We start from the raw sequence: 25,912 nt of genomic DNA, 5'->3' as shown, positions 1-25,912 counted from the left end.
TCACCCCATCTGCGCCACCGGCAGGGCGGGGGAGCGGACGGATTGCCCGGCGGTGTCGCGCAGGGCTTCCGGCCTCAGGCTTTCCTTGCCCAGCAGGGCTTCGGCCGCCAGCCGTCCGGAGATGACGCAGGCTTCGACGCCGGGACCAGGGAAGACGCCGGCCCCGGCCAGGCACAGGCCGGGGATCGGGCTGCGGCGGGTCAGCCGTTGCTGGTCGGGGGCGATGCCGTAGATGCTACCGGCGCTGGTGTGGGCGTAGCGGGCGAAGGTGGCGGCGCTCGCCTCCTGCCGGGTGGTGATGTGGCGTTCAAGATCGGGGATCAGGCGGGCGGCGGCGGCGACCATTGCATCGCCCTCCGCACGCTTGCGCGCCTTGTAGGCGGGATCGGCCCGGTTCCAGCCGGCATCGGCCGGGGCCAGCCGCAGCAGGGTCACCGCGGCATGGCCGGCGGGGGCAAGGCTGCGGTCGTGGGTGGAGGGGACGGCGACGGCCATGCCGAAGCCGGCCTCATCGGACGGCAGGAACGTCATCGCCGGCAGGGCGGGAACGACGTCCAGCCCCAGCGTGACCATGAAGGCGGAGGTCGAGGGACGCAGCGCCGAGCAACGGGCGGCGTAGGCGGCCGGCAGATGCTCCGCCCCGACCAGTTCCAGCATGGTCCGCCGCAGGTCGGCGTTGGAGACCACGGCGGGGCCGCGGATGATGCGGCCATCGGCAGTCTCGACACCGGCGGCGCGGCCGTCCTCGATCAGGATGCGGGTGACGGAGGTGCGCAGGCGGATTTCACCGCCATCGGCACGAATCGACTGGGCCAGCGCGTCGGCCAGCGCCTGCGACCCGCCGGCGGGATAACGGCCGCCGGAGAACCAGTAACCGAAGATCGGTGCCATCTGGCCGGCGGTCAGCAGGTCCGCCCGGTCGCTGAGATAGCCGGTCAGCACGGTCAGCAGGCGCTGGCCGGCGCGGTCGGGGATGTAATGGTCCAGCATCTCCTGGAAGGGGCGGCCCATCCAGCGGAAGGCATGCGGGCAATCCGCCACATAACGGCGCATCGCCGCCACCGAATCGGGGATGTTGGGCAGGCCGCGGTCGGCGCAGCCGCGGAACATCTCATCATGGATCGCCCGCATCTCCGCCAGGAAGGCGGCGGCACCGGCGGCGCTGGGCGGGTGGTCGGCGGCGATCTGGGTTGCCAGTCCGTCGGCATCGTCGGCCAGTTGGAGCAACCTGCCGTTCATCACCACACCGCGGCTGACCGGTTGCCAGTCCACCCGGTCGTGGACGCCGAGCGAGCGCAGCAGGTGATCGACCGGGCCGCCGGGCTGGGCACCGCTGATGTCGTGGACACCGGCATCGAAGACGTAGCGGAAGGGCTCGCCCCCCGGTTCGCGGCGGTTGCGCGCCTTGACCGTCCAGCTGGTGCAGAAGCCGCCGGGGCGGTCATGCGCCTCCAGAACCGTGACCCGCGCCCCGGCCCGTGCCAGCAGAGCCGCCGCCGTCAGCCCGCCGATCCCGGAGCCGACCACCACCACATCGCGCTCGTTCGGTGCGGTGCGCTTGCGGTTCAGGATCGCCGGGGCCGGCCAGGGGTGCGGATCGGCTTCGGCCAGCCGGCGGCGCATTCCCATGGTGACGAGCCAGTTCGGCAGCAGCCGGTTGGCGATCATGCCCAGCGCGCTGGCGCCGATGGAGACCGGAGCCTCCCAGCCGGGCAGGGCGGCGAAGCCGAGGCCGCCGATCAGGAACAGCACGCCCCAGACGGCCGTCATCAGCCGGTTGACGGCGACGAACTGCGGCAGGTGCCAATACTCGCGGGGCCAGTCGTCGCGGGCATATTGCAGGGTGAAGGGGCTGCCGATCGCGATGCTGCCGAAGGCCATGGCCGAGAGGGCCAAATGGATCGCGAGACCGAGATTGTGCACCGGCCAGTCCCAGCCCAGCGGTGAGCAGAGCGGCAGGGCGGCGAAGAAGGCGGCAGCGACCAACTCCGGCGCCTTGTAGGAACCGCGCAGCTTGTCGAGGACGCAGAGGGCGAGGCTGGCCGTTAGCGCTGTGAGGGAGGCCGGTAGCAGTCCGGCAAGCGGCAGGATGGCGCCGAACAGCAGCCAGGGGGAGAAGCCCAGCAGGATGCGGATGACGATTGGGAGCTTGGCGGGCTTGCGCATCGGGAGGGTGCCTTCGCGGGGGGTGTGTTGCGAAGGACCATCGTCGGCAGGCGGGTGTACGTGCCAGTGCGGGTGCGTAAGGAGTGGGTCTGGCTTCGTGAACTGCGGCGTACGGCAGTTCGCGATGCGTGAAGTGCGGGGGCGTACGCTTTTGGGGCGGGTGTACGTGCGGGGGAAGTTAGACCCCCACCTAACCTCCCCCGCTCTCAGCGGACCTACGGTCCGCCTGCCGCGTCAGCACAAAGCAAAGCTTTGTGCGAGAGCTGGGCGGGGGAGGGACTGCCGCCACTCTCCCGATCAAGCGCTTGCTCCCTCCCCCGCCCAGCGGGGGAGGGTCGGGGTGGGGGGACTACGCAGCCACTTACAAAGGCCGCCGTGCCTTCAATGCTGCGGTGAGCGTGCCATCGTCGAGATAGTCCAGTTCGCCACCTACCGGAACGCCGTGGGCGAGGCGGGAGACCGACACGTCGGAGTCGGTCAGGCGGTCGGTCACCACATGGGCGGTGGTCTGGCCGTCGACGGTGGCGTTCAGCGCCAGGATGATCTCGCGCACCGCCGGGTCCTTGGCGCGTTCGGCGAGGCCGGCGATGTTCAGGTCGTCAGGGCCGACACCCTGCAGGGCCGACAGTAGGCCGCCCAGCACATGGTAGGTGCCGCGGAAGGCGCGGGTGCGTTCCAGTGCCCACAGGTCGCCGGCATCCTCCACCACGCAGATGACCGAACGGTCGCGGGTGGGGTCGGAGCAGACGGTGCAGGGATCACGGCTGTCCAGGTTGCCGCAAATGGAGCAGGCGCGGATCGACTCGCCGGCCGCCGCCATCGCTTCCGACAGGGGAACCAGCAGGCTGTCCCGCCGCTTCATCAGATGCAGTGCCGCCCGCCGCGCCGACCGGGGACCGAGTCCCGGCAGCTTGGACAGCAACTGGATCAGGCGTTCGATTTCAGGTCCGATCATTCACTTGGCGGCCGACACATAACTCCCTCTCCCGCCCCGGGAGAGGGAAGGGGCCCATGGCGTCAGCCATGGGAAGGGTGAGGGGTGATGCGAGGATCAGGGGATCCATGTCCGGATCGCCCCTCACCCTCCCCGCCTTCGGCGGGTCCCCTCCCTCTCCCGGGGCGGGAGAGGGCAAGAAATCAGAACGGCAGCTTCATGCCGGGCGGGAGCTTCAGGCCGCCCATCATCTTCGAGGTTTCCTCGGCGACGTGCTGTTCGACCTTCTTCTTGGCGTCGTTGAAGGCGGCGACGATCAGGTCCTCCAGCACCTCGACGTCCTCGGGATCGACGACGGACTTGTCGAGCTTGACCTTCTTCATCTCGCTCTTGCCGTTGACGGTCACGACGACCATGCCGGCGGCGCTCTGGCCGGTCACTTCGACCTGCTCCAGGCTCGCCTGCATTTCCTGCATCTTGGCCTGCATCTGCTGGGCCTGCTTCATCATGTTGCCGATATTCTTCATCGGTCAGTACTCTCCTTCGTCGTCGAGGGGGTAATAGACCCCATCGTCCTGCTGCTGAACCATGAAATCGGGTGTCTCGCCGTCATCCGCAACCGCTGCACTCTCCGCCGCGGCAACTTCGGCGAGGTCGCGGACGTCGATGATCTTCGCACCGCTGAAAGCGTCGAGCACGGCGCGCACCACCGGGTTGGCCTCGGCCTCCGACCAGGCGCGGCGCTTCTCGGCCTTGTCCTGCTCGGCGAGCGTCGGCTGGGCCGGGCCTTCGGACAGGGCGACGATCCAGCGATGGCCGGTCCATTCGGTCAGGAACTGCCCGACCTTGGCCGGCAGGGTCGGCGGGGCGGCGGAGCGGAGCTTCAGCTCCAGCCGGCCCGGCTCCATGCGGACCAGCTGGACCGTCTCCATCATGTAGCCGTAGAGCGCGCCCTCGCGCCGGTCCGAGAACAGCTGCACCAGCGCACGGAAGTCGTGCGGCATCGGCGACAGCTCTTCACCGGCGGGGGTGGTGGCGGGGGCGGGGGCCGCCTGCGCAACGGGAGCGCTTTGCGGCTGGGCCGAGCCCATGGAACGGGCAACCGCGTGGGTGGACTGGCTGGCGACCGCGACCGGTCCGCCGCCACCACCGGGGCCGCGGCCCGTCGGCGCGCCAGCTCCGCCATTGGCGCCGCCGCTGCCCTGCTGGGCCTGGAACTGGCGGATCAGCTCGCCCGGCGTCGGCAGGTCGGCGGCGTAGGACAGGCGGACGATCACCATCTCCAGCGCCTGCTGCGGCACCGGGGCGGCCTGCACCTCGTTCAGCCCCTTCAACAGAAGCTGCCACGCGCGGGTCAGCGCCGGCATGCCGAGCTTGGTCGACAGGGTGGCGCCGCGCGTGCGCTCCGCCTCCGGCAGGGAGGGGTCGTTGGCGCTGTCGGGCACCACCTTCAGGCGGGTCAGGTTGTGGACGAGGTCCAGCAGGTCCTGCAGGATCACCACAGGATCGGCGCCGACGCGGTGCAGGTCGGCCAGGATGTCCATCGCCTCGGCCGGACGGGCGGAGACGGCGGCCTCGAACAGGTCGATGACGCGGGTGCGGTCGGCCAGACCCAGCATGTCGCGCACCTGCTGCGCCGTGACGGTGCCGGCGGCCAGCGCGATGGCCTGATCGAGCAGCGACAGCCCGTCGCGCACCGACCCGTCGGCGGCCCGCGCGATCAGGGCGGCGGCGTCGCCCTCGATGTCGGCGCCCTCCAGGGCGGTGATGCGGGTGAAATGCTCCTTCAGCACCTGGGCGTCGACGCGGCGCAGGTCGAAGCGCTGGCAGCGCGACAGCACCGTGACCGGGACCTTGCGGATCTCGGTGGTGGCGAAGACGAACTTCACATGGCTCGGCGGTTCCTCAAGCGTCTTCAGGAGCGCGTTGAACGCGCTCTTCGACAGCATGTGGACCTCGTCGATGATGTAGAGCTTGTAGCGGGCCGAGACGGGCGAGTAGCGCACGCCGTCGATGATCTCGCGGATGTCGTCGACGCCGGTGTGGCTGGCGGCGTCCATCTCCATCACGTCGACGTGGCGGTCCTCGGCGATGGCGCGGCAATTGTCGCAGACGCCGCAGGGGCTGACCGTCGGCCCGCCGGTGCCGTCCGGGCCGGTGCAGTTCAGCGCGCGGGCGATGATGCGGGCGGTGGTGGTTTTGCCGACGCCGCGCACGCCGGTCAGCATGAAGGCCTGGGCGATGCGGCCGGACTGGATGGCGTTGGTCAGGGTGCGGACCAGCGCATCCTGCCCGATCAGCTCGTCGAAGGTCTTCGGCCGGTATTTGCGCGCCAGCACCCGGTAAGCCTGCCCGGTGGTGGGAGCGGCGGGAGCGGCGGTGATTTCGGCAGTGGTATCGGTCACGCGGCTGGCCTGTCGAAACGACGGGAGGGGAATTTCGGGCCGCAGGATAGCGTCCCGGCGCCGCGCTGTCGCCGTCTGTTTCGTGCTGGCAATTTTCGGATAGGGTGGGAGACTGGACGAACGACCCGAGCCGTAACTCGTTGCGGCTGCTTCCTTCCGGACCTGACCGGGTTGGCGAGGGACTCGTCCGACGCCAGCCTCCCGCCGCTGTTATGGAGATTCGTGGGGGCGGATGCAAGGGGAAACGGCTCGTGTGCGGGGGCGAGGGCGGACTATGGGCAATTATTTTTCGGACTATAATTTATGGTTCCGCCCATAATCGGCCCTAACGGGTCCTTTGCCCTCCGGGGGTGTCTGGAGGCAATGAAAAAGGGGGATGCCGTGGCACCCCCCTAAATCGAACCCATTGAACCGTGGAACCGCTTACTTCTTCAGCGCGGCCACACCCGGCAGCTCCTTGCCTTCCAGCCATTCCAGGAAGGCGCCACCGGCGGCGGACACGTAGGTGAACTTGTCCTCGGCACCGGCATGGGCCAGCGCCGCGACGGTGTCGCCGCCGCCGGCGACCGACAGCAGGCCGCCCGATTCGGTGCGGGCGGCGACCAGACCGGCCACCGCGTTGGTGCCGGCGTCGAAGGGCTGGATCTCGAAGGCGCCGAGCGGGCCGTTCCAGACGATGGTCTTGGCGCCCTGCAGCTTCACGCCCAGGAACTCGACGGTGGCCGGGCCGATGTCGAGAGCCATCTCATCCGCACCGATGGCGTCGAAGGCGACGACGCGGTTGGCGGCCCCGGCCTTGAACTCCTTGGCGACGACGAAGTCCTTCGGCAGCAGGATCTCGCAGTTGGCTTCCTTGGCGGTCGCCATGATGGCGCGGGCCTGGTCGGCCATGTCCTTCTCGCACAGCGAGGCGCCGACGTCCGTGCCCTGGGCGAACAGGAAGGTGTTGGCCATGCCGCCGCCCAGCACCAGCAGGTCCACCTTGCGGACCATGTTGCCGAGCAGCTCCAGCTTGGTCGAGATCTTCGCACCGCCGACGACGGCGGCGACCGGACGCTCCGGCTTCTCCAGCGCCAGCGTCAGGGCCTTCAGCTCGGCTTCCATCAGGCGGCCGGCGGCGCTGGGCAGCAGGCGGGCGACGCCCTCGGTCGAGGCATGGGCGCGGTGCGCGGCGGAGAAGGCGTCGTTGACGTAGAGGTCGCCCAGCTCGGCCATCTGCTTGGCAAAGGCCGGGTCGTTCTTTTCCTCTTCGGCGTGGAAGCGGGTGTTCTCCAGCAGCACGATGGCGCCGCCATGCACCTTGGCGATGGCCTCCTTGGCCTTCTCGCCGACGCAATCCTCGGCGAAGGCGACCTTCTGGCCGACGGCGGCGCTGAGCGCGTCCAGCACGTTGCGCAAGGAGTTCTTGGCGTCCGGGCCGTTCTTCGGGCGACCGAAATGCGACAGGACCACGACCTTGGCGCCCTTGGAGGACAGCTCCTTCAGGGTGGGGGCGAGGCGGTCGATGCGGGTGGTGTCGGACACCTTGCCGTCCTGCATCGGAACGTTCAGGTCGGCGCGGACCAGCACCGTCTTGCCGCTCACCTCAAGGTCGTCGATCGTGTTGAAATCGGTCATCGTCACACTTCCCCAATTATGGCCTCTCCCAACGGGACGGGCCGTTTCGATTTCGGGGAACCCAACCACAGCCCTGCACGCTTTGCAACGTCCCAAGGGTGGGGTGAAATGGGGCATAATGACCCTGCAACCGCATGCTCGATGCGTCGTTCCGGCTGCTCCTGAACGGACCGGGATGCAGGGGCTGGGGGTACCGCAACTGCAGGCTCCTGCAACATTTCCGTAACTTGACCCTGTCCATAGCCTGTGCAAACACCCAACTGTAGGCCAATGGGCCGCAAAACGGGGGTTGAAGCGCAGGCGATGGCTGAGGCCGAGATCAACCGCGAGACGGAACTGAAGCTGGCGGCGAAGCCGGAAGACTTCGACAGGCTGCGCGCCGCTTCCGCCATCGCAGACCGGGCCACCGGCCCGGCGGCGACACGGACCCTGGAAAGCACCTATTACGACACCGAGGACCGCCGGCTCGCCGCGCGCAAGGTGACGCTGCGGGTGCGCAAGACCGGCGACGGCTTCGTCCAGACGGTCAAGTCCGCACCGGACGAGGACGGGCTGGGGCGCGGCGAGTGGGAATGCGCGGTGACCTCCGCCGCACCCGACCTGACGCTGATCGCCGACGGCGCCGCGATCGAGCTGCTGGGGTCGCTCAGCGACAGGGAGCTGCGGCCGGTCTTCACCTCAATCGTCGAACGGACCACGCAGGACGTGACGCTGGGCGACGGCGGCGACGCGACCCTGATCGAGGTCGCCTTCGACCGCGGCCGGATCGAACTGCCCGACGGACAATCCCGCGACCTGTGCGAGGTGGAGCTGGAGCTGAAAAGCGGCACGCCCGCCGCGCTCTACGATCTGGCGCAGGAACTGACCAAGTCCGCCCCGCTGCGGCTGGAGATGCGGACCAAGGCGGAACGCGGCCATGCGCTGGCCAACGGCGGCGCCGACAAGGCGCTGAAGGCGGAAAAGCTGGTGCTGGACCCGGAGACCACGGTCGAAGGGGCGGTCGCCCGCATCGTGCGTGCCTGCCTCGCACATCTGGTGGCGAACGAGGCGGTGACGCTGGCCGGCGAGGATCCGGAGGGCGTGCACCAGATGCGCGTCGCGCTGCGCCGGCTGCGCTCGGCCACCGCGCTGTTCCGGCCCTTCATTCCGGCCGCGCAATATCTCTGGCTGGTCGGCGAGATCAAATGGCTGGCCGGCAGCCTGGGGCCGGCGCGCGACTGGGACGTGTTCGGCGAGGAACTGCTGGCCCCCGTGCGCGACGCCTTCCACAAGGCCGACGGCCATGGCCGCTCGGCGGTGGAGGATCTCGACACGCTGGCGGCGGCGGCCGAGGCCAAGCGGCTGCGCGCCTATGAGGGCGTGCGCGAGGCGATCCGGTCGGAGCGCTACACCGCCTTCCTGCTGGGCGTCGGCAGCTGGGTGGAGAAGCGCGGCTGGCGCGACCAGCCGGTCAGCGAGGAATCGGTGCGGCTGTTCCAGCCGGTGATCGGGCTGGCCGACCATCTGCTGAACAAGCGCCACAAGAAGGCCAAGCGGGCCGGCCACGGCTTCGCCCATCTGCCGGTGGCCCAGCGCCACCAGCTGCGCATCGCCTTGAAGAAGCTGCGCTATGCCGTGGAGTTCTTCCGCAGCCTGTATGACGACAAGCCGGTGCGCCGCTACATCCATCAGCTTGCCGCCCTGCAGGACGCGCTGGGACATCTGAACGACGTGGCGACGGCGACCCGGCTTCTGCACGAGCTGCATGACGACGGCAGCCGGTCGGCCCCCGGCGAGCCGCGCGCCGCCGGCATCGTCATCGGCTGGCATGCCCGCGGGGTGGCCGACACCGAGGCGGCGCTGGTCGCCCTGTGGCATGATTTCATCGACACCAAGCATTTCTGGTCGAAGCCGGACGCCGCGGTGTAGAGTCCACGGCCATGCTCACGATCCTCGTCGCCAACATCAAGGGCGGCTGCGGCAAGACGACCGTCGCCACCCATCTCGCCGCCGCGTCCGCCGCGGCGGGCCTGCCCACCGTGCTGGCCGACGTCGACCGTCAGCGCTCCTCGCTCGGCTGGCTGGAGCGCCGGCCGGAGAAGGCGCCGCTGCTGGTCGGGCTCGATTGGGCCAAGGACTTCACCGACACGCCACGCGGGACCAAGCGGCTGGTGATCGACGCGCCCGCCGCGCTGAAAACCAGACAGATCGAGGATCTGGTGAAGATGGCCGACGTCGTCGTGCTGCCGGTGCTCCCCGGCGCCTTCGACGAGCAGGCGACCCAGCGCTTCCTCACCAAACTGGATGAGCTGAAGCGCATCGCGAAGAAGAAGACCATGGTGGCGGTCGTCGGCAACCGGATGCGCGCTCGCACCAAGGCCGCCGACCGGCTGGACCGCTTCCTGGGCGGCGTCGGCCATCAGGTGGTGACCCGGCTGCGCGACAGCCAGATCTATGCCGACGCGGCCGAAAGCGGGCTCAGCCTGTTCGACATGCCGGGCAAGCGCGCCGCCGAGCATCGCGGCGACTGGCAGCCGCTGCTGAGCTACATCGACGGGGTTTGATGGCGGGCCGGTGCGGGCGGGTGTCTCCTACACCCGCACCACCATGAACAGCCATTTGGTCGGGATCAGCGCGCTGCCGCTGGAATGCTCGGGATAGGCGGTTTCCAGCCGGCGGCGGTAGGCGGCGAGGAAGCGGTCGAGTTCGGGACCGGTCAGGCGGTCCATCACCGGGACCAGCGCCGACTGATGAAGCCATTGCAAAAGCGGGACGTCGCCGTCCAGCGCGTGGAAATACTCGGTCTCCCACAGATCGACGGCGGCGGCCTGGGGGCTGAGCCAGTCATAGTAGTCCTGCGGGCCATAGCTGCGGCTGCCGATTGACGGGGCGGCGGGCCAGGCGCCGTGCAGACGGTCGGACCAGGGGCCGTCGGCGGCGGTTTCCAGCAGCAGGCGGTGGGCGGTCTGGTCCTGCGGGCGGGGCAGGGCGACGGCGAGGACCCCGCCGGGGCCGAGCGCTTGCAGTAGGTCGGGGAACAGCCGCTCGTGCCCGCCGACATGCTGCAGCCCGCCGGCGGAGATGACGAGATCGGCCGGCCAGTGCGGACGCCAGACGGTCAGGTCGGCCTGCCGGTAGCGCACGCGCGACGGTGTGTCGGCGGCCCAGCGCAGCATCGCCGGGGAGTGGTCGACCGCCAGCACGTCGGCCAGCGGCCAGCGCGTCGCCAGCAGCCGGGACAGCTGTCCGGCACCGCAGCCGAGATCGACGATGGTGTTCGGAGCCAGGGAGAAGGGAAGCGCCGCCGTCAGGTCCATGACGGGACGGCGGCGCAGGACGTCAATCGTCGCGAAGGCGTTGGGGTCCCATGCCATGTTCAGAGCCATGTGGCACCCGCTTGTGTTGGGCGCCTGCCCCCCGGGTCTTTCACCCGGCCATCGCGTTACCGGTCGCCTGTGCGGACGGTCAGTGGGCGGAGCCCATGCGGTCGAAATAGCGGCCGATCGACGCGAAGATGAAGAGCACGCAGCCGAGGAAAACGATCAGACCGCCGGCCGCGAAGGCTTCGTCCGCCGCGCGCGAGGAGGCGAGCAGGCCGACGAAGGCCATGATGCCGGCGAGGATGGGGTTGATCCAGAAGGAGAAGGCTTTCACGTCCCGGAGTCCTTTCAGAACAAGGCGTTGTCAGGGTGGATGCGCCCGCCTCCCGCCCCGCCGGGCTGCCCGCGAACGCTTCGCTGTTGAAGGAATTCTGCGGGAGGGAGCCCGCGGAATCAATGCGACACAAACGACTTGTGCCCTGCAACAGCTACAGGGCCGGTGTCCTCGTTGCATTGCGGTATGTCAAGGGCGAAGGCCGTTCCTTCGGCGCCGCTCTCCACCAGCCTGAGATCGCCGCCATGGGCGCGCAGCACCTCGCGCGCGATGGCGAGGCCGAGGCCGATCCCACCGGCCCGCGCCGATCCGGCGAAGGGCTGGAACAGGTTTTCCCGCGCCCGCGGGGCGAGGCCGGGGCCGTTGTCGGCGATGGTCAGGGTCAGTGCGCCCGCGCGCCCGGCCTGGGCGGAGAGACGTACCCGGTCGGCGCCGGCCTGCACCGCGTTGCGGCCGAGATTGACCAGGGCGCGGCCGAGCTGGGCGGCATCGACCTGGGCCAGGGTGCCGGCGGGGATGTCGTTGATCCACTCCGCCTCCACCCGGCCGCCGTCGGGGCGGGCGGTGGCGAGAACCTCGGCCCCCGCCTCCTCAGCCAGCCGGTGCAGATCGGTGGGCGCGGGGGTGAGCGGCAGGACGCCGTCGCGGGTGAAGGACAGGGTCTGGCTGCACAGCTCCACCGCCCGGTCGAGCGAGGCGACCAGCCGTGGCGTCACCCGCCGCACCTCCGGATCGGCGCTCTCGGTCAGCCGCTCCGACAGGAGGGAGGCGGTGGAGAGGATGCCGCGCAGGTCGTGGTTGATCTTCGCAACCGCGGTGCCGAGCGTGGCGAGCCGTTCGCGCTGGCGCAGCGCCGCGCGCACCGTGCCCTGCATGGCGGCAAGCTCGCGCTCCGCCACGCCGATCTCGTCGCTGCGGCTGCCGGGCACCAGCGGCGGTGCACCATCGGGATCGCGGCGGAAGGCGACGACCTCCGCGGTCAGCCGGCGCATCGGCCGCACCAGCAGGGCATGCAGCGTGAGATAGACCAGGATCGCCGCGATCAGCGAGATGGCGACCGACACCGCCAGGATGCGGCGGGAGAAGTCCAGCATGGCGTCGATCAGCGGCCGTTCGTCCATCGTCACCTCGACGCGCTGGGCCGGATCGTTGGGCGAGCGGTCGATCACCCGGATCACCCGGTCGTGCTGCGGTTCAAAGAGACCCTCCAGGGCGAGCCACAGGGCGTTGCCGGCATCGACGACCTGCATGCCCATGCCGGTGCCGCGCAGGTCGTACACCGCATCGACCCGCGGCGGCATCGGGCTGGACAGCATGTAGACGCGGGCGCCGGGCTGGATCAGGTCGATGACGTGGGTGCCGGTGTAGGCCAGCAGCTTCGCCTGAAGCTCCTTGGTCACCATCAGGTCGGGCGCGGCCTCCACCGACAAGGCCGCGATGTGGGCGGCGGCCAGCCGCTCCTCCAGGTAGCTCATGCGGAAGCGGGCGATGGAGGGGGCGTAGATCAGCACCTCCGCCAGCAGCACGAACAGGATGGTGAGCAGCAGCAGCTTGGCCGACAGGCTGGTCGCGACGGTGGGGCGGGGCATGCGGGGGACCAGCGGGGATGGGAGGGGGTGTTGCCGGAACGCCATCGTACGACGGTGACAAACGAGCGTCACCCCTGTGAAGACGCCGATGCGCTGGCGTTACCGCTTTGGCGTTGGTAAGACAGGCGCCATGAGCGACCTTGCCCGTCACATCGACACCCTGTCGCGCGCCAACGTGCTGTGCCTTGGCGACGTGATGCTCGACCGTTTCGTCTATGGTTCGGTGGACCGGGTGTCACCGGAGGCGCCGATCCCCGTCCTGCGCGTGGACCGCGAAGTGCCCAAGCTGGGCGGCGCCGGCAATGTCGCCGCCAATCTGGTGGCGCTGGAGGCGGACTGCCGCTTCGTCTCGGTGGTCGGGCGCGACGGCATCGGCACCGACCTCTTGGCCCTGCTGCGGCGCGAGGGTGTCAGCGACGGCGCCATCGTGGTGGAGGACGGGCGCCAGACCACCGTCAAGACCCGCTTCATCGCCGGCCAGCAGCAGCTTTTGCGCACCGACATCGAGACGGTGGTGCCGATCACCGTCGCCGACCGCGTGCTGGAGCGCGTGCGCGACCTGCTGCCCGAGGTGGGCGGCGTCATCCTGTCCGATTACGGCAAGGGCGTGCTGACCGACGAGCTGGTGGTGGCGGTGATCGCCGCCGCGCGGGACGCCGGGCGCACCGTCGTGGTGGACCCGAAGGGGCGCGACTACCGCCGCTATCGCGGCGCCGACATCGTCACGCCCAACCGCAAGGAGCTGATGGAGGCCACCGGCCTGCCGGCCCGCACGGACGAGGAGGTGATCGCCGCCGCGCGTCACCTGATCGCCACCTGCGGCATCGGCGCCGTCGTCGCCACCCGCAGCGAACAGGGCATGTCGGTGGTGACGGCTGAGGACGCGGTGCATCTGCCGGCCGAGGCGCGCGAGGTGTTCGACGTGTCGGGCGCCGGCGACACGGTGGTGGCGACGCTGACCGCCGCGCTGTCGGTGGGGATCGATCTGGTCGATTCGGCGCGGCTGGCCAATCTGGCGGCCGGCATCGTGGTGGGCAAGGTCGGCACGGCGGTGGTCCGTTCGGCCGAGCTGCTGTCGGGCCTGCACGAGCAGCAATGGCGCCATGGCGAGGAAAAGGTGCTGACCCGCGACGCCGCGGCGGAACGGGCGGAGCGCTGGCGGCTGCGCGGCAAGCGGGTGGGCTTCACCAACGGCTGCTTCGACCTGCTGCACCCCGGCCACATCTCGCTGCTGAAGCAGGCGCGGGCGGCCTGCGACGTGCTGGTGGTCGGGCTGAACAGCGACGCCTCGGTGAAGCGGCTGAAGGGCGACAGCCGGCCGGTGCAGAACGAGACGGCGCGCGCCACCGTGCTGGCATCGCTGGGCTGCGTCGATCTGGTGGTGATCTTCGGCGAGGACACGCCGGAAACGCTGATCCACGCTCTGCGCCCCGACGTGCTGGTGAAGGGAGCCGACTACACCATCGCCACGGTGGTGGGGGCGGATTTCGTCCATAGCTATGGCGGGAAAGTGGTGCTGGCCGAGCTGGTCCAGGGCCAGAGCACGACCAACACCATCAAACGCATGAAGGGCTGAGACAATCGCACGTGCATCGGCGGCGAGCGTCGATTGTCGCTTGTAAGCTGCCGACACATGCCCCATCTATGGGTGGTCGACGTTGCTCTGGGCTTTGTTATTCTGATCCGTCACGCGGATCTGGGTCTCTTCCCTGAAGTGAAATTGATGCGCCTGCGCAAACTCGCGCGGCGCAACGCCAGGAAGGGAACTGACCCATGGCTATCGGAACCGTCAAGTTTTTCAACTCCACCAAGGGCTTCGGCTTCATTCAGCCGGAAGACGGCACGGCCGACGTGTTCGTCCACATCTCTGCCGTCGAGCGCGCCGGGATCAGCAATCTCGGTGAAGGCCAGAAGCTGTCCTTCGACGCGATCCGCGATCCGCGCCGCGGCAAGGTTGCAGCCGAGAACCTCCGCGCTCTCTGAGCGCAGCAGGTTCGAAGAGAAAGGGCGGCTCCGGCCGCCTTTTTTTGTACCCGCCTCCTCGGTTGACGATGCCCGGCCCGACCGGCCCCCTGATCTTCCCAAGGATGATCGTCCCGAGGGTACGGCAAAATTTACGAAATGGATGGACATGAACGGTTTTAAAGATGCAGGGCTTTCGGAGCGTCTGAGCGCGGCCGCCGGCGCGAAGAAGGCACTGCTGGACAAGTTCAAGGCGCAGCCCGGTGTGAACGATCCGGTTTTCATGGAGCGCGAAGAGGCCCGGCTGGCCGTCCGCGTCGCCCGTGAGGCCCGCGAGGCCGAACGCAATGCGGCGCGCGAAGCCCGCAAGGCCGCCGAACAGGAAGCGCTGCAGGCGGAACAGGCCGAGCGGGCCGCCCGCGAGGCGCTGGCCGCCCAGGAGATCGCCGAACAGGCCAAGCGCCAGGTGGCGACGGCAGCCGAGGCGAAAGCCGCCCGCGACGCCCGTTATGCGGCGCGCAAGGCCCGGAGCCGCTGACCCGCATCGCGGGATGCCGGAGTCGACGTGACGCGCCGCTCCGGCCGTCAAACCAAAACAGCCATGGAGCCTGATGCGGTTCGGATCGACCGCATCAGGCTCCATGGCTGTTTTGTTGGTGGCTGTTTTGCGGTCGGCCTTGGAAGGATGGATTTCCAAGGCCGAGCCGACTGCGGATTTACATCTTCTTCTGGACGTTGTCGGCGCCCCGTTCGATGGCGCGGCCACCGGCCTGCACATCCTGGCCGGCGCCCTCCATGGTGTTGCAGGCGGCCAGCGTGGTGCCCAGCAGCGTGCCCAGGACGGCGAGCAGAGCGAACTTCTTGACGGTGGTCATGGTGGTCTCCGTTGCGGTGGCTGTGTGATGCCGATGGGAACGCGAGCGGAGCCGTAAAGGTTTCCCGATCCGATCGGGGAGGGGGCTTGCGCAAAGGTGGTGCCCTTCGCTTCGGCATGGGAATGGATTACATTGGGGCTGTTGCCGAACGTCCCGTCCGGACCGGAGACCGCCATGCCGTTCGCCCGTCGCTTCACTCCGCTGACGACCGTCGGTGAATTCCTGGCAATGGAGTTCCGGGACGATGGCCGGTATGAACTGGTCGATGGCGAGATCGTGGGGCAGGCACATCCGAGCCCCGCACACAGCACCTTGCAGATCGCTTTGGGTGCCGCATTGCGCGATGCCCTGCGGGAGAAGGGCAAGCGTGACGGAAGCCGTTGCCGGACTTTGTCCGAGGCCGGCGTCCGTCCGCATTTCGACCCGACCCACAATTACCGCGTCGCCGACCTTGCCGTGACCTGCGAGCCGTTCGATCCGGAAATTCCCTACACCACCGCGCCGGTGCTGCTGGTGGAGATCCTGTCGCCGACCGAGGAGAAGGCGCAGCGGGCCAAGCTGCACGCCTATGCCGCCATGCCGTCGGTGCGGGAGATCCTGTTCCTCGACTCCCGGACCATCCGGGCGGAACTGCACCGCCGCGATTCGGACAATCTCTGGCCCGCCGCACCCGAGGTGCTGGAGGAGGACGGGCGGCTGGTGCTGGAAACCGCCGGCCTCGACATGCCGCTGGCGGAGCTGTACCGCGACCTTGGGTTCTGACCTCCTTCATTGGGCAACCCTGCATCCAGAGACGAAGTGTCCCGTTGCCACGGGGCGTGAGCGCGGGCATAAATCGCCCCGCGGAATATCTCGCGGCCCTCCCCGCTGGATGGGACGGCTTTTGGCAACGAGCAAGAATGGCGAAAGGAAAGCCTCTCATGGCTGAAAGCACTTTTGACGTCGTTGTGATCGGCGGCGGTCCCGGCGGGTATGTCTGCGCGATCCGCGCGGCGCAGCTCGGCTTCAAGGTTGCCTGCGTGGAAAAGCGCGGGACGCTGGGCGGCACCTGCCTGAACGTCGGCTGCATCCCGTCCAAGGCTCTGCTGGCGGCGTCGGAGAAGTTCGAGGAAGCGGCCCACGGCCTTGCCAAGTTCGGCATCAAGGTCGGCAGCGTCGACCTGGACCTGCCCGGCATGCTGGCCCACAAGGACAAGGTCGTTAAGGACAACGTCACCGGCATCGAGTTCCTGTTCAAGAAGAACAAGATTGCCTGGCTGAAGGGCGCCGGCAAGATCACCGCCCCGAACACCGTCGAGGTCGAAGGCGTCGGCACCATCACCGCGTCGAAGGCGATCGTCATCGCCACCGGTTCGGACGTGACCCCGCTGCCGGGCATCGCCATCGACGAGAAGCGCGTGGTGTCCTCCACCGGCGCCCTGGCGCTGCCGGAGGTGCCGAAGCATCTGGTCGTCATCGGCGGCGGCGTGATCGGCCTGGAACTGGGCTCCGTCTGGGGCCGCCTGGGCGCCAAGGTGACGGTGGTCGAGTATCTCGACCGCGTGCTGCCGACGATGGACAACGAGCTGTCGAAGCAGGCCCAGCGCATCTTCGCCAAGCAGGGCATGGACTTCAAGCTGAGCACCAAGGTGACCGGCGCGTCGGTGACCGAGACCGGCGTCACCCTGACGGTCGAGCCCGCCGCCGGCGGTGCCGCGCAGACCATCGAGGCCGACACCGTGCTGGTCGCCATCGGCCGCCGCCCCTACACCGAAGGCCTGGGCCTGGAGGCGGTGGGCGTCGAGCTGGAGCGCGGCCGCGTCAAGATCGACGGCCATTTCCAGACCAACGTGCCGGGCATCTACGCCATCGGCGACGTGGTCGAAGGCCCGATGCTGGCCCACAAGGCCGAGGAAGAGGGTGTGGCGCTGGCCGAGCAGCTGGCCGGCCAGAAGAGCCACGTCAACCACGACCTCGTCCCCGGCGTCGTCTACACCTGGCCGGAAGTCGCCGCCGTCGGCAAAACCGAGGAGCAGTTGAAGGCCGCGGGCGTCGCCTACAAGGCCGGCAAGTTCCCGTTCACCGCCAACGGCCGCGCCCGTGCCGGCGGCAACACCGACGGCTTCGTGAAGATCCTGTCGGATGCCTCCACCGATCAGGTGCTGGGCGTCCACATGATCGGCCCGAACGTGTCGGAGATGATCGGCGAACTGGTCCTGGCCATGGAGTTCAGCGCGTCCGCCGAAGACGTCGCCCGCACCTGCCACGCCCACCCGACCCTGTCGGAAGCGGTCAAGGAAGCGGCGCTGGCGGTGGACGGTCGTCCGCTGCACATCTGAAAAACAGCTTTAGTATCGTACTGATCTAAAAGCCCTCCCCCGCATTGGCGGGGGAGGGCTTTTTTATGCCGAAGCGCCCGCTTTCTCCTTCAGTTATGGATCGGAAAACAAATGCATTTGTCTGTGTTCTTGATCTCTCATAAGGGAAAGCATGGTTACGACAATTTCACGCATGTCCTGAATTAAAGTCTTTTGCAAGATTAGACGGCGTTGCGACAATCAACAATAGGAACACAAAAGAATACAATTGAATTCTTTATATAATGCATTGACTATTTTAAATCACCTTAGGATAATTGGCGATAATTTGGCTCATGAGAGCTGACTTGCCTTTTCTGTGATGAAATCTGGAGAAAAGCCATGAAGAGCAAGCTTTTGCTTTCTGCCTTGTTTTTGCTTATGGCGACTCAAAATGGATTCTCTCAAGTATGCGACGATTTGAAGTCGGAGCACTCGAAAATTGAAAGGCAAGCGTTGGAGATATTGATAGATCATCCGGTGATGAGCACCGTCTTTGCCGGGTGCCTTGGGGTTGGAATGAATGAATATAAACAGACCGGTGACCAGGCATTTGCGACGGGAGTGTTCCTAAGCTGCTCTGGTGCCGCTTGTCTGTTCGCGAGCGATGGGACTTGCTCGGACACAGCAAAAAGATGGTTCACGTTGTCTTTGAGAAAGGCGAGCATCGATTCGAGAGCCTCCAAATATGGCTGCTCGATGTAGTGGCCTGTTCCGCAGTTACGGCGGCTCAACGTCAGGCGATCGTCGGAACAGTCGGCCGGCTGTCGACTGGAGAGATGTCCGGGTCGGAGGCTGCGCGCTGCGCCCATCGGCGTGGACAGTTGAGATTGTCATCGGTGACCACCGGAAGGATTTCGGCATAGGTTCGGTGGCAACAAGAAGGCTTCCCCGCCGGCTGACGGGGAAGCCTTTCGTTTTCGAGCGATGGTCAGCCGGTCAGGCGGCGCGGATGGTCGACAGGAAGCCGTTCACCGCGGTGCGCAGGCGGCCGGCGTCGCCGGCGAGTTGACCGGACACCGACAGGACGGTCTCGGCGGAATGGCCGGCCTCGACGGCGGCGCTGCGGACGTCGGCGATTGTCCTGGTCACCTCTTGGGTGCCGCTGGCGGCCTGCTGGACGTTGCGGGCGATCTCGGCGGTGGCGGAGCCCTGTTCCTCCACCGCGGCGGCGATGGCGGTCGAGATCTCGTCGATCTGGGCGATGATGCCGCCGATGCCCTTGATGGCGCTTGCGGTCTCGTCGGTGACCCGCTGCATGCCGGTGACGTGGCCGGCGATCTCCTCCGTCGCGCGGGCGGTCTGGCTGGCGAGGCTCTTCACCTCCTGCGCCACCACGGCGAAGCCCTTGCCGGCCTCTCCGGCGCGGGCGGCCTCGATGGTGGCGTTGAGGGCGAGAAGGTTGGTCTGGCTGGCGATGTCCTGGATCAGCTGCACCACGGTGCCGATCTTCTCCGCCGCCTCGGTCAGGCTGAGCACCTGCCCGTTGGCCTGCTGGGCCGCCTCCACCGCCTCGCGGGCGATCTGGGCGGAGCGGTTGACCCGCTCGCCGATCTCCTGGATCGAGGAGGACAGCTGCTCGGTCGCGCTGGCGACGGTCTGCACGTTGCTGCTGGCATCCTGCGAGGCGTTGGCGACCACGCCGGCCTGCTGGCTGGTCTGGGTCGCGGTGGCGGTCATGGTCTGGGCGGTGCCGGTCATCGACTGGGCGGCGCGGTCGACGCCGTCCACCACATTCATCACCTGGGCTTCCAGAGTGTCGGCCAGCTGCAGCATGGCCTTGCGGCGTTCGGCGTCGGCCTTGGCCTGATCCTCGGCCCGCTGGTCGATCATCCGCTTCAGGTCGGCCAGCATCTTGCGCAGGGCGTCGGCAAGGGCGCCGACCTCGTCGGCCTGCCGGATGTCCAGCGTCTGGTCGAAGCGGCCGGCGGCGATGCCTTCGGCGAAGGCGACGCTGGCGCGGATCGGCCGGGCGATGCCGCCGGCGACCACCCACATCACCGCGACCGCGCCAAGGGCGACCAGGGCGCCGACGGTGACCTGCCACAGGATGCTGGAGTTGGCCCGCTCGCCCAGTTCCGAGGCCAGGGCCATGCTGTCGGCCAGCACGATGTCCTTCGGCACCTGGACCAGCACGGCCCACGGCTTTTCGGTGTTGCCGAGCGTGATGGGAGCGAATGCACGCAGCATGTTGGTGGAGGCTTCGATGTCGACATGCGGCTTGCCCGCCTGGACACTGGTCAGATCGTTCTGCCAAGAGGCATCGAAGGTGGAAATCGATTGGCCGATCAGGTCGGGCCGCGCGCTGTGGGCGACGATCAGGCCCATGTTGCTGATGATGACCACCTGGCTGCGTCCGTTGAAGACGGCGGCGCTGACCTTGGTCGACAGTTGCTGCACGAAATCGAGGTTGAAGTCGGCGCCGGCCACGCCGCGGAACTTGCCGCCGATGACCACAGGCACCGACAGGGTCGCCAGGAACACCTGCTTGCCCTGCACGATGTAGGGCAGGGGGTCGAGCACGCTTTCGCGTCCGTTCTCCTGCGGGCCGATGTACCAGCCGCCCTTCATCACGCCGTTGGGATGCCGGTCGCGGCTGTCATACTCGACCAACGACTGCATGGCGATGCGGCCGTTCTGGTCGCGGTTCCAATAGGGGATGAAACGGCCGGTGGCGTCGGTGCCGGCTTCGCGGCGGTTGCGGAACTCCTCGTCCCGGCCGTCGAGCGCGTCGGGCTCCCACGCCGAATAGGTGCCGTTGAACAGCGGGTTGTTTTTCAGAACCGACAGCAGAACGCCGTTGAAGGCCTCGCGCCGCTTTTCCGGCGGGACGTGGCCGGGCGCCCCGTCGTCGGCGAGGCTGGCGAAGCTGCTGGCCATCGTCCGCGCGGCGTTCAGCGCGGTGTCGAATTCCGACCGCAGCAGGCCGGCCTGGGTGGCCGCGAGATTCTGCAGGGATTCCGTCGTCTTGCTTTCGATGATCCGTTCGACGTTGCCGGTCACGAACTCGTTGCTGGAGCGCGTCGACAGGACGGCGAAGCCGACGAGCACGGCGACGGTGCCTGCCAGGCACAAGCCCGACAGCATCGCGATCTTCGATTGGATTGATCTTATTTGCATGGTGTTTCCCCAGCATGAATCACACGCTGAAGGCACTGTGGAATTCGCCCCTTAACGAATGGTGAAGCCTGGATAAGGGTTAGAATACGGCCTTTGATGCGAAAGTATTACGGTTGCGCGGCATTGCTTCACTATTTGCGACTGATTCTAACGTTCATGGGGAAATCCGGAAATGTATTTTCATTTCCCACAGACAGACATATTGTTGCGAGACTGCATTCAATGCGCGAAGGCTCCGCCGACATTTGCGACGGGGATCGGCGTGAATATCCCGGTATGCTTGGCCACGATTGTGGAGACCGGTCCCGATCAGCCCTTGCGCGCCCGAGGATGGGCGTTGCGGTACACGTTCATCAACTGCTCGTTCTCGACGTCCGTGTAACGCTGGGTTGTGGAGAGCGAGGCGTGGCCGAGCAGGTCCTGGATGGCGCGCAGGTCGCCGCCGTCCGCCAAAAGATGGGTCGCGAAACTGTGTCGCAGGGCGTGCGGCGTCGCGCTGTCGGGCATGCCCATCAGAGCGCGCAGCTTCTGCATCTGATGCTGGGCGACGCTGGCGTTCAGCCGGCCGCCGCGGGTGCCGACGAACAGCGGGCCGTCGGGGGCCAGCGTGAAGGGGCACGATTCGATATAGGCGCGCACCGCCTCCGTCACCGCCGGCAGGACCGGGATCATGCGGTCCTTGCGCCCCTTGCCGGTGACGCGCAGCGTGTCGGTCAGCGGCGCGTCCTTTCGGGCCAGACCGAGCGCTTCGGAAATGCGCAGGCCGCAGCCGTAGAGCAGGGTGAACAGGGCGCGATCGCGCTTGCCGATCCAGGGTTCGTCGCGATCGCGCTCGGCCTCCTCCAGCAGGCGGTCGGCATCGATCTCCGTCAGCGGGCGCGGGGCGGGGCGCTTGACCTTGGGCGTGGCGAGGGTGGCGACGGCGGGGTTGTGCAGCCGGCCGCTGCGGTCCATCCAGCGGAACAGGTTGCGCACCGCCGCCAGCTTGCGCGCCCGGCTGGCCCCGACCAGACCGTCCATCGCCAGCCGGGACATCCAGGCGCGGAAATCCGCCGCCTTCAGGTCGCCCAGGTCGTTCAGCGAGGGCGGCGAGCCGCCGCGGAATTCGGTGAGGAAGCGCAGGAACTCGGCGACGTCGGCGGTGTAGGCCGACAGGGTGTGGCGGGACACCGCCTTCTCGCTCTCCATCCAGCGCCGCCAGTGGGCCAGCACGTCCTGAACGTCGGGCTTGGCGGAAAACCCCAAACTTGGAGCAATGGGAACAGGTTCGATCACGCCGGCAGCTCCAGCCAGCCGCGGATCACCCGTTCGATCACGCGGGCGAGGAAGCCGACCAGTTCGGTGCCCTGGCCGTTGTGGAAGGTGTCCGGCTCGCGGCTGCCGAAGGCCAGCAGGCCGTCGGGCGTCTCGCTGGAAACCTGGATGCGGATCAGCGCCTCCGACCGGACTAGGCCGGCGCCGGGGCCGTAGATCTCGGGATCACCCTGGATGTCGGTGTTCAGCACCACGTCGGCGCGGCCCAGCCGGTCGGCGATGGCGCCCGGCTCCACCACCCGCACGCCGGAGCGGTGGACGTGGGGAATGTCGCTGCCGTTGGATTCGATGACCAGACAGGCGACGTCGAGGTCGAGCAGGACCGCGAGGTCGGTGGTGATGGTCTGGATCAGCTGCTCGAAGCTCTGGGCGTCGAGCAGGAACAGGACCGCGGCGTGGATGCGGTTCTGGCTGTTCAGGTTGGCCCGGCTGGTGCCGATCAGCTCGCGCTGCTGGTCCTTGAGGGTGCGGACCTCGGCGCGCAGCCGGTCGACCATGAAGGCCTGGAGGTCCACCACCCCACGCCCGCGGTCGACCGACGGCGGGGTCAGGTGGTGGACCAGATCGGCGTTCTGGGCCAGGAAGTCCGGGTGGGTCCGCAGATAGGCGCGCACATCCTCCGAAGAGAGCGTCGACGCCTGGCGCGGGGGGTGGCCCGGTTCGCGGCCCCTGTCGGCCATGATCGCTCCGACCCGCCTTACAGGATCGACTGGCCGGTCTTCTTCCAGTCATCGACGAACTGGGAGAGACCCTTGTCGGTCAGCGGGTGGTTGAACAGCTGCTTCAGCACCGACGCCGGCGCGGTCACGACATGGGCGCCCAGACGGGCGGCCTTGACGATGTGCATCGGGTTGCGGATTGAGGCGACCAGCACCTCGGTCTTGAAGGCGTCGTAATTGTTATAGATCTCGCAGATGTCCTTGATGATGCCCATACCATCCTGGCCGATGTCGTCCAGGCGGCCGACGAAGGGCGACACGAAGCTGGCGCCGGCCTTGGCCGCCAGGATCGCCTGGGCGGGGGAGAAGCACAGCGTGACGTTGACCATCGTGCCTTCGGACGAGATGATCTTGCAGACCTTCAGGCCGGCCGGGGTCAGCGGCACCTTCACCGCGACGCGGTGGGAGATCTTGGCGATCTTGTGGGCCTCGGCGAGCATGGTCTCGAAGTCGGTGGACGCCACCTCGGCGCTGACCGGACCGTTGACGACGTCGCAAATCTCGGCCACGAGGTCGAGGAATTGACGGCCGGACTTGGCGATCAGGGAGGGGTTGGTGGTAACACCGTCCAGCAGACCGGTATCGGCCAGATCGCGGATCTCGGCAATGTCGGCGGTGTCGACGAAGAACTTCATGACGAAGGGTCCATGCTTGCTGATGTTGACCGGAACCGGCCGCGCCGGAAAGCTGACCGACGCGCCGTCCCGCCCGGTGCCCGGGACATGAGGCCACTCTAGCCGATGCGTTCGACTTCCGCCAGTTCCGCCCCGGGCTTCCAGGGGGATCTTCTTGGGGACACGCCCGAAACGGGGCAGCCCGAAGGCGATTTGGTGCGTGAAACCACCGATTCCCCGGCGAAGCCGCAGCCTCGCGGGTTGGACCGCCGAGTCGCCGTCCTGCTGCCGCTGCCGCTGCGCGAGGCCTACGACTACCGCGTGCCGGACGGCATGGAGCTGGTCCCCGGCGATTTCGTCGAGGTGCCGCTGGGCCCGCGCCGGGTGATCGGCGTCGTCTGGGGCCCCGGTGCGGGGGCGCTGGAGTCCGGCCGGCTGAAGCCGGTGGTGCGGCGGTTCGACGTGCCACCGATGACCGAGGTCGGCCGCCGCTTCGTCGAATGGGTCGCCGCCTACACCATGACGCCGCCGGGCTTCGTCCTGCGCATGGCGGTCAGCGTGCCGGCGGCGCTGGAGCCGCCCAAGCCGATGCTGGCCTATCTGCGCAAGCAGGGGGCGGAGCCGCCCCCCGGCTTCAAGATGACCGACCCGCGCAAGCGCATCCTGGCGCTGCTGGAAGATGGGCCTCCCCGCACCCCGGCGGAGCTGGCGGAGGAGGCTGGCTGCGGCGTGACGGTGGTGCGCGGGCTGGCCGAGGCCGGGCTTTTGGAGCCGGTGATGCTGCAGCCGACTCGGCTCGGCCGGCCCGACTGGCGCCGGCCCGGACCCAGCCTGTCGGCCGACCAGCGGGCGGCGGCCGACGATTTGCGCGCGCGGGTGGCATCCGGCAGCTATTCCACCGTGCTGCTCGACGGCGTCACCGGGTCGGGCAAGACGGAGGTCTATTACGAGGCGATCTCGGCGGCGCTGGAACAGGGCAAACAGGCGCTGGTGCTGCTGCCGGAGATCGCACTGTCGGCACAGTGGCTCGACCGCTTCGCCCGCCGCTTCGGCGCGCCTCCGGCGGAATGGCATTCGGAGCTGACCGGGGGGCAGCGCCGCGACACCTGGCGCGCGGTGTCCAAGGGCGAGGTGCCGGTGGTGGTGGGCGCGCGCTCGGCGCTGTTCCTGCCCTACCCGGATCTGGGTGTCATCATCGTCGATGAGGAACACGACTCCGCCTACAAGCAGGAGGAGGGGGCGATCTACCACGCCCGCGACATGGCGGTGGCGCGGGCGCATCTGGGCGGCTTGCCCATCGTGCTGGTCTCCGCCACGCCGTCGCTGGAGACCAAGGTGAATGCCGACAGCCACCGCTATGCGCGCATCGAGCTGCCGGCCCGCCATGGCGGTGCGGTGCTGCCCGACGTCGAGCTGATCGACCTGCGGCGCGACCGTCCTCCCGCCCGGCACTGGCTGGCGCCCAGCCTGCGCAAGGCGCTGACCGACACGCTGGCGGCGGGCGAGCAGGCGATGCTGTTCCTGAACCGCCGCGGCTATGCCCCGCTGACCCTGTGCCGCGCCTGCGGCCACCGCATGCAATGCCCGAACTGCACGGCGTGGCTGGTCGAACACCGGCTCGCCCGCAAGCTGCAATGCCACCATTGCGGCCTGCAGCAGCCCTTGCCCCACGCCTGCCCGGAATGCGGGGAGGAGGGGACGATGGCCGCCTGCGGTCCCGGCGTGGAACGCATCGCCGAGGAGGTGGCGGAACTGTTCCCCGACGCCCGCGCCGCCATCATGGCGTCCGACACCCTGCACGGCCCGCGCGCCATCCAGGAGATGGTCGAGAGCATCGGCCGGCACGAGCTGGACATCATCATCGGCACCCAGGTGATGGCGAAGGGCCACCATTTTCCGATGCTGACGCTGGTGGGGGTGGTCGATGCCGACCTGGGGCTGAACGGCGGCGACCTGCGGGCGGCGGAGCGCACCTATCAGCTGCTGCATCAGGTTGCCGGGCGCGCCGGGCGCGGCGAGCGGCCGGGGCGGGTGATGCTGCAGACCTTCATGCCCGAACATCCGGTGATGCAGGCGCTGGCCGCCGGCGACCGCGACGGCTTCTATCAACTGGAGGCCGAGATGCGGCTGGAGGCCGGCATGCCGCCCTTCGGCCGGCTGGCGGCGCTGATCGTGTCCGGCGAGGATCCGACGCTGGTGGAGCGGGTGGCGATGGCGCTGGGCCGGGCCGCACCGCGCAGCGACTCGGTCCATATCTTGGGGCCGGCCCCGGCGCCGCTGGCCCTGCTGCGCGGACGGCACCGCCGCCGCCTGCTGCTGAAGGCGCCGCGCAGCACCCAGGTGCAGCCGTTGATCGCGGAGTGGCTGGACAGGGTGGAGATCCCGCCGGCCATCCGGGTGCAGATCGATGTCGACCCCTATAGCTTCCTTTAAGGGGCGTTAGCGTCGGCAGGGCAGGCTGCGGCGAATTGACACGATCCGGTCGCGGCAGGGGTTCGACATGGCACCTGTGACGTTTGGTCCATTGCGCGGCGTGGAGCATGGTATTACCACGGTCGGGATGGTTCCGAATCCAAACTTCCTTCCCGGACCCAAACGTCACAGGCACAGGTTCAGGCTGATGGTCGG

Annotated in this window: 22 protein-coding genes and 1 other RNA gene; 9 read left to right on the top strand and 14 right to left on the bottom strand. The window is 68.2% G+C overall.

Annotated elements, in window-relative coordinates; all coding sequences use genetic code 11:
- The 6 genes from ACCD06_RS14990 to ACCD06_RS14965 form a co-directional block, all read right to left on the bottom strand.
- Window positions 1-2,166 carry a phytoene desaturase family protein gene (locus tag ACCD06_RS14990; protein ID WP_413341540.1) on the bottom strand — a complete coding sequence of 722 codons (2,166 nt, stop codon included), beginning with the start codon at window positions 2,164-2,166 and terminating at the stop codon, window positions 1-3.
- Window positions 2,167-2,527: 361 nt separating this feature from the next.
- Window positions 2,528-3,121, bottom strand: coding sequence for a recombination mediator RecR (recR, locus tag ACCD06_RS14985; protein ID WP_085090302.1), 594 nt, complete (start codon window positions 3,119-3,121; stop codon window positions 2,528-2,530).
- A gap of 182 nt (window positions 3,122-3,303) precedes the next feature.
- A complete protein-coding gene (locus ACCD06_RS14980) occupies window positions 3,304-3,627 on the bottom strand; it encodes a YbaB/EbfC family nucleoid-associated protein (RefSeq protein ID WP_085090301.1) in 324 nt (107 codons plus the stop codon).
- Window positions 3,628-3,630: 3 nt separating this feature from the next.
- Window positions 3,631-5,505, bottom strand: a complete 1,875-nt coding sequence (locus tag ACCD06_RS14975) for a DNA polymerase III subunit gamma/tau (RefSeq protein ID WP_413341537.1) — start codon at window positions 5,503-5,505, stop codon at window positions 3,631-3,633.
- A gap of 104 nt (window positions 5,506-5,609) precedes the next feature.
- An RNA gene (gene ffs / locus ACCD06_RS14970) (signal recognition particle sRNA small type) lies at window positions 5,610-5,707 on the bottom strand.
- A 221-nt stretch (window positions 5,708-5,928) separates the two neighbouring features.
- Entirely contained in the window at window positions 5,929-7,122 is a 1,194-nt protein-coding gene (locus tag ACCD06_RS14965; protein WP_109075913.1) for a phosphoglycerate kinase, read from the bottom strand.
- Window positions 7,123-7,425: 303 nt separating this feature from the next.
- Here ACCD06_RS14965 and ACCD06_RS14960 point away from each other — a divergent pair, with 303 nt between their 5' ends.
- Both ACCD06_RS14960 and ACCD06_RS14955 read left to right on the top strand, forming a co-directional pair.
- The gene (locus ACCD06_RS14960) at window positions 7,426-9,030 is read left to right on the top strand and encodes a CYTH and CHAD domain-containing protein (RefSeq protein ID WP_109075914.1); all 1,605 of its coding nucleotides are present in this window, start codon (window positions 7,426-7,428) and stop codon (window positions 9,028-9,030) included.
- 11 nt (window positions 9,031-9,041) lie between these two features.
- Window positions 9,042-9,665 carry an AAA family ATPase gene (locus ACCD06_RS14955; RefSeq protein ID WP_413341534.1) on the top strand — a complete coding sequence of 208 codons (624 nt, stop codon included), beginning with the start codon at window positions 9,042-9,044 and terminating at the stop codon, window positions 9,663-9,665.
- A gap of 27 nt (window positions 9,666-9,692) precedes the next feature.
- On the opposite strand, the gene ACCD06_RS14950 is transcribed toward ACCD06_RS14955, so the two are convergent.
- The 3 genes from ACCD06_RS14950 to ACCD06_RS14940 all read right to left on the bottom strand — a co-directional run bounded on the left by ACCD06_RS14950 (window position 9,693) and on the right by ACCD06_RS14940 (window position 12,344).
- Window positions 9,693-10,487, bottom strand: a complete 795-nt coding sequence (locus ACCD06_RS14950; RefSeq protein WP_413341532.1) for a methyltransferase domain-containing protein — start codon at window positions 10,485-10,487, stop codon at window positions 9,693-9,695.
- Window positions 10,488-10,566: 79 nt separating this feature from the next.
- Window positions 10,567-10,755, bottom strand: coding sequence for a hypothetical protein (locus ACCD06_RS14945; RefSeq protein WP_085090296.1), 189 nt, complete (start codon window positions 10,753-10,755; stop codon window positions 10,567-10,569).
- 119 nt (window positions 10,756-10,874) lie between these two features.
- Window positions 10,875-12,344: a sensor histidine kinase gene (locus ACCD06_RS14940; protein ID WP_413341530.1), complete on the bottom strand. Its 1,470-nt coding sequence runs from the start codon at window positions 12,342-12,344 to the stop codon at window positions 10,875-10,877.
- A 130-nt stretch (window positions 12,345-12,474) separates the two neighbouring features.
- On the opposite strand from ACCD06_RS14940, the gene rfaE1 reads away from it, so the two are divergent.
- The 3 genes from rfaE1 to ACCD06_RS14925 all read left to right on the top strand — a co-directional run bounded on the left by rfaE1 (window position 12,475) and on the right by ACCD06_RS14925 (window position 14,844).
- Window positions 12,475-13,920 (top strand): D-glycero-beta-D-manno-heptose-7-phosphate kinase, encoded by a 1,446-nt coding sequence (gene rfaE1, locus ACCD06_RS14935; protein WP_413341528.1) that lies wholly within the window; start codon window positions 12,475-12,477, stop codon window positions 13,918-13,920.
- A 197-nt stretch (window positions 13,921-14,117) separates the two neighbouring features.
- On the top strand, window positions 14,118-14,327 hold the full coding sequence (locus ACCD06_RS14930) for a cold-shock protein (protein WP_109052004.1): 210 nt from the start codon (window positions 14,118-14,120) through the stop codon (window positions 14,325-14,327).
- A gap of 148 nt (window positions 14,328-14,475) precedes the next feature.
- Window positions 14,476-14,844, top strand: coding sequence for a DUF6481 family protein (locus ACCD06_RS14925; protein WP_109075956.1), 369 nt, complete (start codon window positions 14,476-14,478; stop codon window positions 14,842-14,844).
- A 178-nt stretch (window positions 14,845-15,022) separates the two neighbouring features.
- On the opposite strand, the gene ACCD06_RS14920 is transcribed toward ACCD06_RS14925, so the two are convergent.
- Window positions 15,023-15,181, bottom strand: coding sequence for an entericidin A/B family lipoprotein (locus ACCD06_RS14920; protein WP_014248797.1), 159 nt, complete (start codon window positions 15,179-15,181; stop codon window positions 15,023-15,025).
- A gap of 174 nt (window positions 15,182-15,355) precedes the next feature.
- Between ACCD06_RS14920 and ACCD06_RS14915 the strand changes: the two genes are divergently transcribed.
- From ACCD06_RS14915 to ACCD06_RS14905, 3 genes are all read left to right on the top strand, one after another.
- Window positions 15,356-15,943 (top strand): Uma2 family endonuclease, encoded by a 588-nt coding sequence (locus tag ACCD06_RS14915; protein ID WP_413341525.1) that lies wholly within the window; start codon window positions 15,356-15,358, stop codon window positions 15,941-15,943.
- Between the two features lie 158 nt (window positions 15,944-16,101).
- Window positions 16,102-17,499 carry a dihydrolipoyl dehydrogenase gene (lpdA, locus tag ACCD06_RS14910; RefSeq protein ID WP_109075919.1) on the top strand — a complete coding sequence of 466 codons (1,398 nt, stop codon included), beginning with the start codon at window positions 16,102-16,104 and terminating at the stop codon, window positions 17,497-17,499.
- A 360-nt stretch (window positions 17,500-17,859) separates the two neighbouring features.
- Window positions 17,860-18,222, top strand: coding sequence for a hypothetical protein (locus tag ACCD06_RS14905; protein WP_413341523.1), 363 nt, complete (start codon window positions 17,860-17,862; stop codon window positions 18,220-18,222).
- Window positions 18,223-18,456: 234 nt separating this feature from the next.
- Here the strand turns inward: ACCD06_RS14905 and ACCD06_RS14900 are convergent, their stop codons facing one another.
- From ACCD06_RS14900 to fsa, 4 genes are all read right to left on the bottom strand, one after another.
- Complete coding sequence (locus ACCD06_RS14900; protein WP_413341521.1) at window positions 18,457-20,637, bottom strand: methyl-accepting chemotaxis protein; 2,181 nt, start codon at window positions 20,635-20,637, stop codon at window positions 18,457-18,459.
- A gap of 309 nt (window positions 20,638-20,946) precedes the next feature.
- Window positions 20,947-21,912, bottom strand: coding sequence for a tyrosine recombinase XerC (locus tag ACCD06_RS14895; protein WP_413341519.1), 966 nt, complete (start codon window positions 21,910-21,912; stop codon window positions 20,947-20,949).
- On the bottom strand, window positions 21,909-22,631 hold the full coding sequence (locus ACCD06_RS14890; RefSeq protein WP_109075923.1) for a DUF484 family protein: 723 nt from the start codon (window positions 22,629-22,631) through the stop codon (window positions 21,909-21,911). Before ACCD06_RS14890 ends, ACCD06_RS14895 begins: the two co-directional genes overlap by 4 nt.
- 17 nt (window positions 22,632-22,648) lie before the next feature.
- Window positions 22,649-23,305, bottom strand: coding sequence for a fructose-6-phosphate aldolase (fsa, locus tag ACCD06_RS14885; protein WP_085090287.1), 657 nt, complete (start codon window positions 23,303-23,305; stop codon window positions 22,649-22,651).
- Window positions 23,306-23,500: 195 nt separating this feature from the next.
- On the opposite strand from fsa, the gene ACCD06_RS14880 reads away from it, so the two are divergent.
- Window positions 23,501-25,717: a primosomal protein N' gene (locus ACCD06_RS14880; RefSeq protein WP_413341516.1), complete on the top strand. Its 2,217-nt coding sequence runs from the start codon at window positions 23,501-23,503 to the stop codon at window positions 25,715-25,717.
- Window positions 25,718-25,912: the final 195 nt, after the last annotated feature.

The sequence above is a fragment of the Azospirillum sp. CT11-132 genome (assembly GCF_047302835.1).
In the GTDB taxonomy this organism is placed as follows: Bacteria; Pseudomonadota; Alphaproteobacteria; order Azospirillales; family Azospirillaceae; genus Azospirillum.
The sequence above is the reverse complement of the archived record's forward strand: the minus strand, read 5'-3'. Positions and strand labels throughout refer to the sequence as shown.

Excerpts from the sequence above, each read along its gene's own strand:
- ACCD06_RS14905 (WP_413341523.1), top strand. The coding sequence starts at position 17,860 with ATGAAGAGCAAGCTTTTGCTTTCTGCCTTGTTTTTGCTTATGGCGACT.
- lpdA (WP_109075919.1), top strand. The coding sequence starts at position 16,102 with ATGGCTGAAAGCACTTTTGACGTCGTTGTGATCGGCGGCGGTCCCGGC.
- ACCD06_RS14890 (WP_109075923.1), bottom strand. The coding sequence starts at position 22,631 with ATGGCCGACAGGGGCCGCGAACCGGGCCACCCCCCGCGCCAGGCGTCG.
- ACCD06_RS14965 (WP_109075913.1), bottom strand. The coding sequence starts at position 7,122 with ATGACCGATTTCAACACGATCGACGACCTTGAGGTGAGCGGCAAGACG.
- ACCD06_RS14915 (WP_413341525.1), top strand. The coding sequence starts at position 15,356 with ATGCCGTTCGCCCGTCGCTTCACTCCGCTGACGACCGTCGGTGAATTC.
- ACCD06_RS14930 (WP_109052004.1), top strand. The coding sequence starts at position 14,118 with ATGGCTATCGGAACCGTCAAGTTTTTCAACTCCACCAAGGGCTTCGGC.
- rfaE1 (WP_413341528.1), top strand. The coding sequence starts at position 12,475 with ATGAGCGACCTTGCCCGTCACATCGACACCCTGTCGCGCGCCAACGTG.
- ACCD06_RS14980 (WP_085090301.1), bottom strand. The coding sequence starts at position 3,627 with ATGAAGAATATCGGCAACATGATGAAGCAGGCCCAGCAGATGCAGGCC.
- fsa (WP_085090287.1), bottom strand. The coding sequence starts at position 23,305 with ATGAAGTTCTTCGTCGACACCGCCGACATTGCCGAGATCCGCGATCTG.
- ACCD06_RS14960 (WP_109075914.1), top strand. The coding sequence starts at position 7,426 with ATGGCTGAGGCCGAGATCAACCGCGAGACGGAACTGAAGCTGGCGGCG.
- ACCD06_RS14950 (WP_413341532.1), bottom strand. The coding sequence starts at position 10,487 with ATGGCTCTGAACATGGCATGGGACCCCAACGCCTTCGCGACGATTGAC.
- ACCD06_RS14900 (WP_413341521.1), bottom strand. The coding sequence starts at position 20,637 with ATGCAAATAAGATCAATCCAATCGAAGATCGCGATGCTGTCGGGCTTG.
- ACCD06_RS14955 (WP_413341534.1), top strand. The coding sequence starts at position 9,042 with ATGCTCACGATCCTCGTCGCCAACATCAAGGGCGGCTGCGGCAAGACG.
- ACCD06_RS14920 (WP_014248797.1), bottom strand. The coding sequence starts at position 15,181 with ATGACCACCGTCAAGAAGTTCGCTCTGCTCGCCGTCCTGGGCACGCTG.
- recR (WP_085090302.1), bottom strand. The coding sequence starts at position 3,121 with ATGATCGGACCTGAAATCGAACGCCTGATCCAGTTGCTGTCCAAGCTG.
- ACCD06_RS14925 (WP_109075956.1), top strand. The coding sequence starts at position 14,476 with ATGAACGGTTTTAAAGATGCAGGGCTTTCGGAGCGTCTGAGCGCGGCC.
- ACCD06_RS14990 (WP_413341540.1), bottom strand. The coding sequence starts at position 2,166 with ATGCGCAAGCCCGCCAAGCTCCCAATCGTCATCCGCATCCTGCTGGGC.
- ACCD06_RS14940 (WP_413341530.1), bottom strand. The coding sequence starts at position 12,344 with ATGCCCCGCCCCACCGTCGCGACCAGCCTGTCGGCCAAGCTGCTGCTG.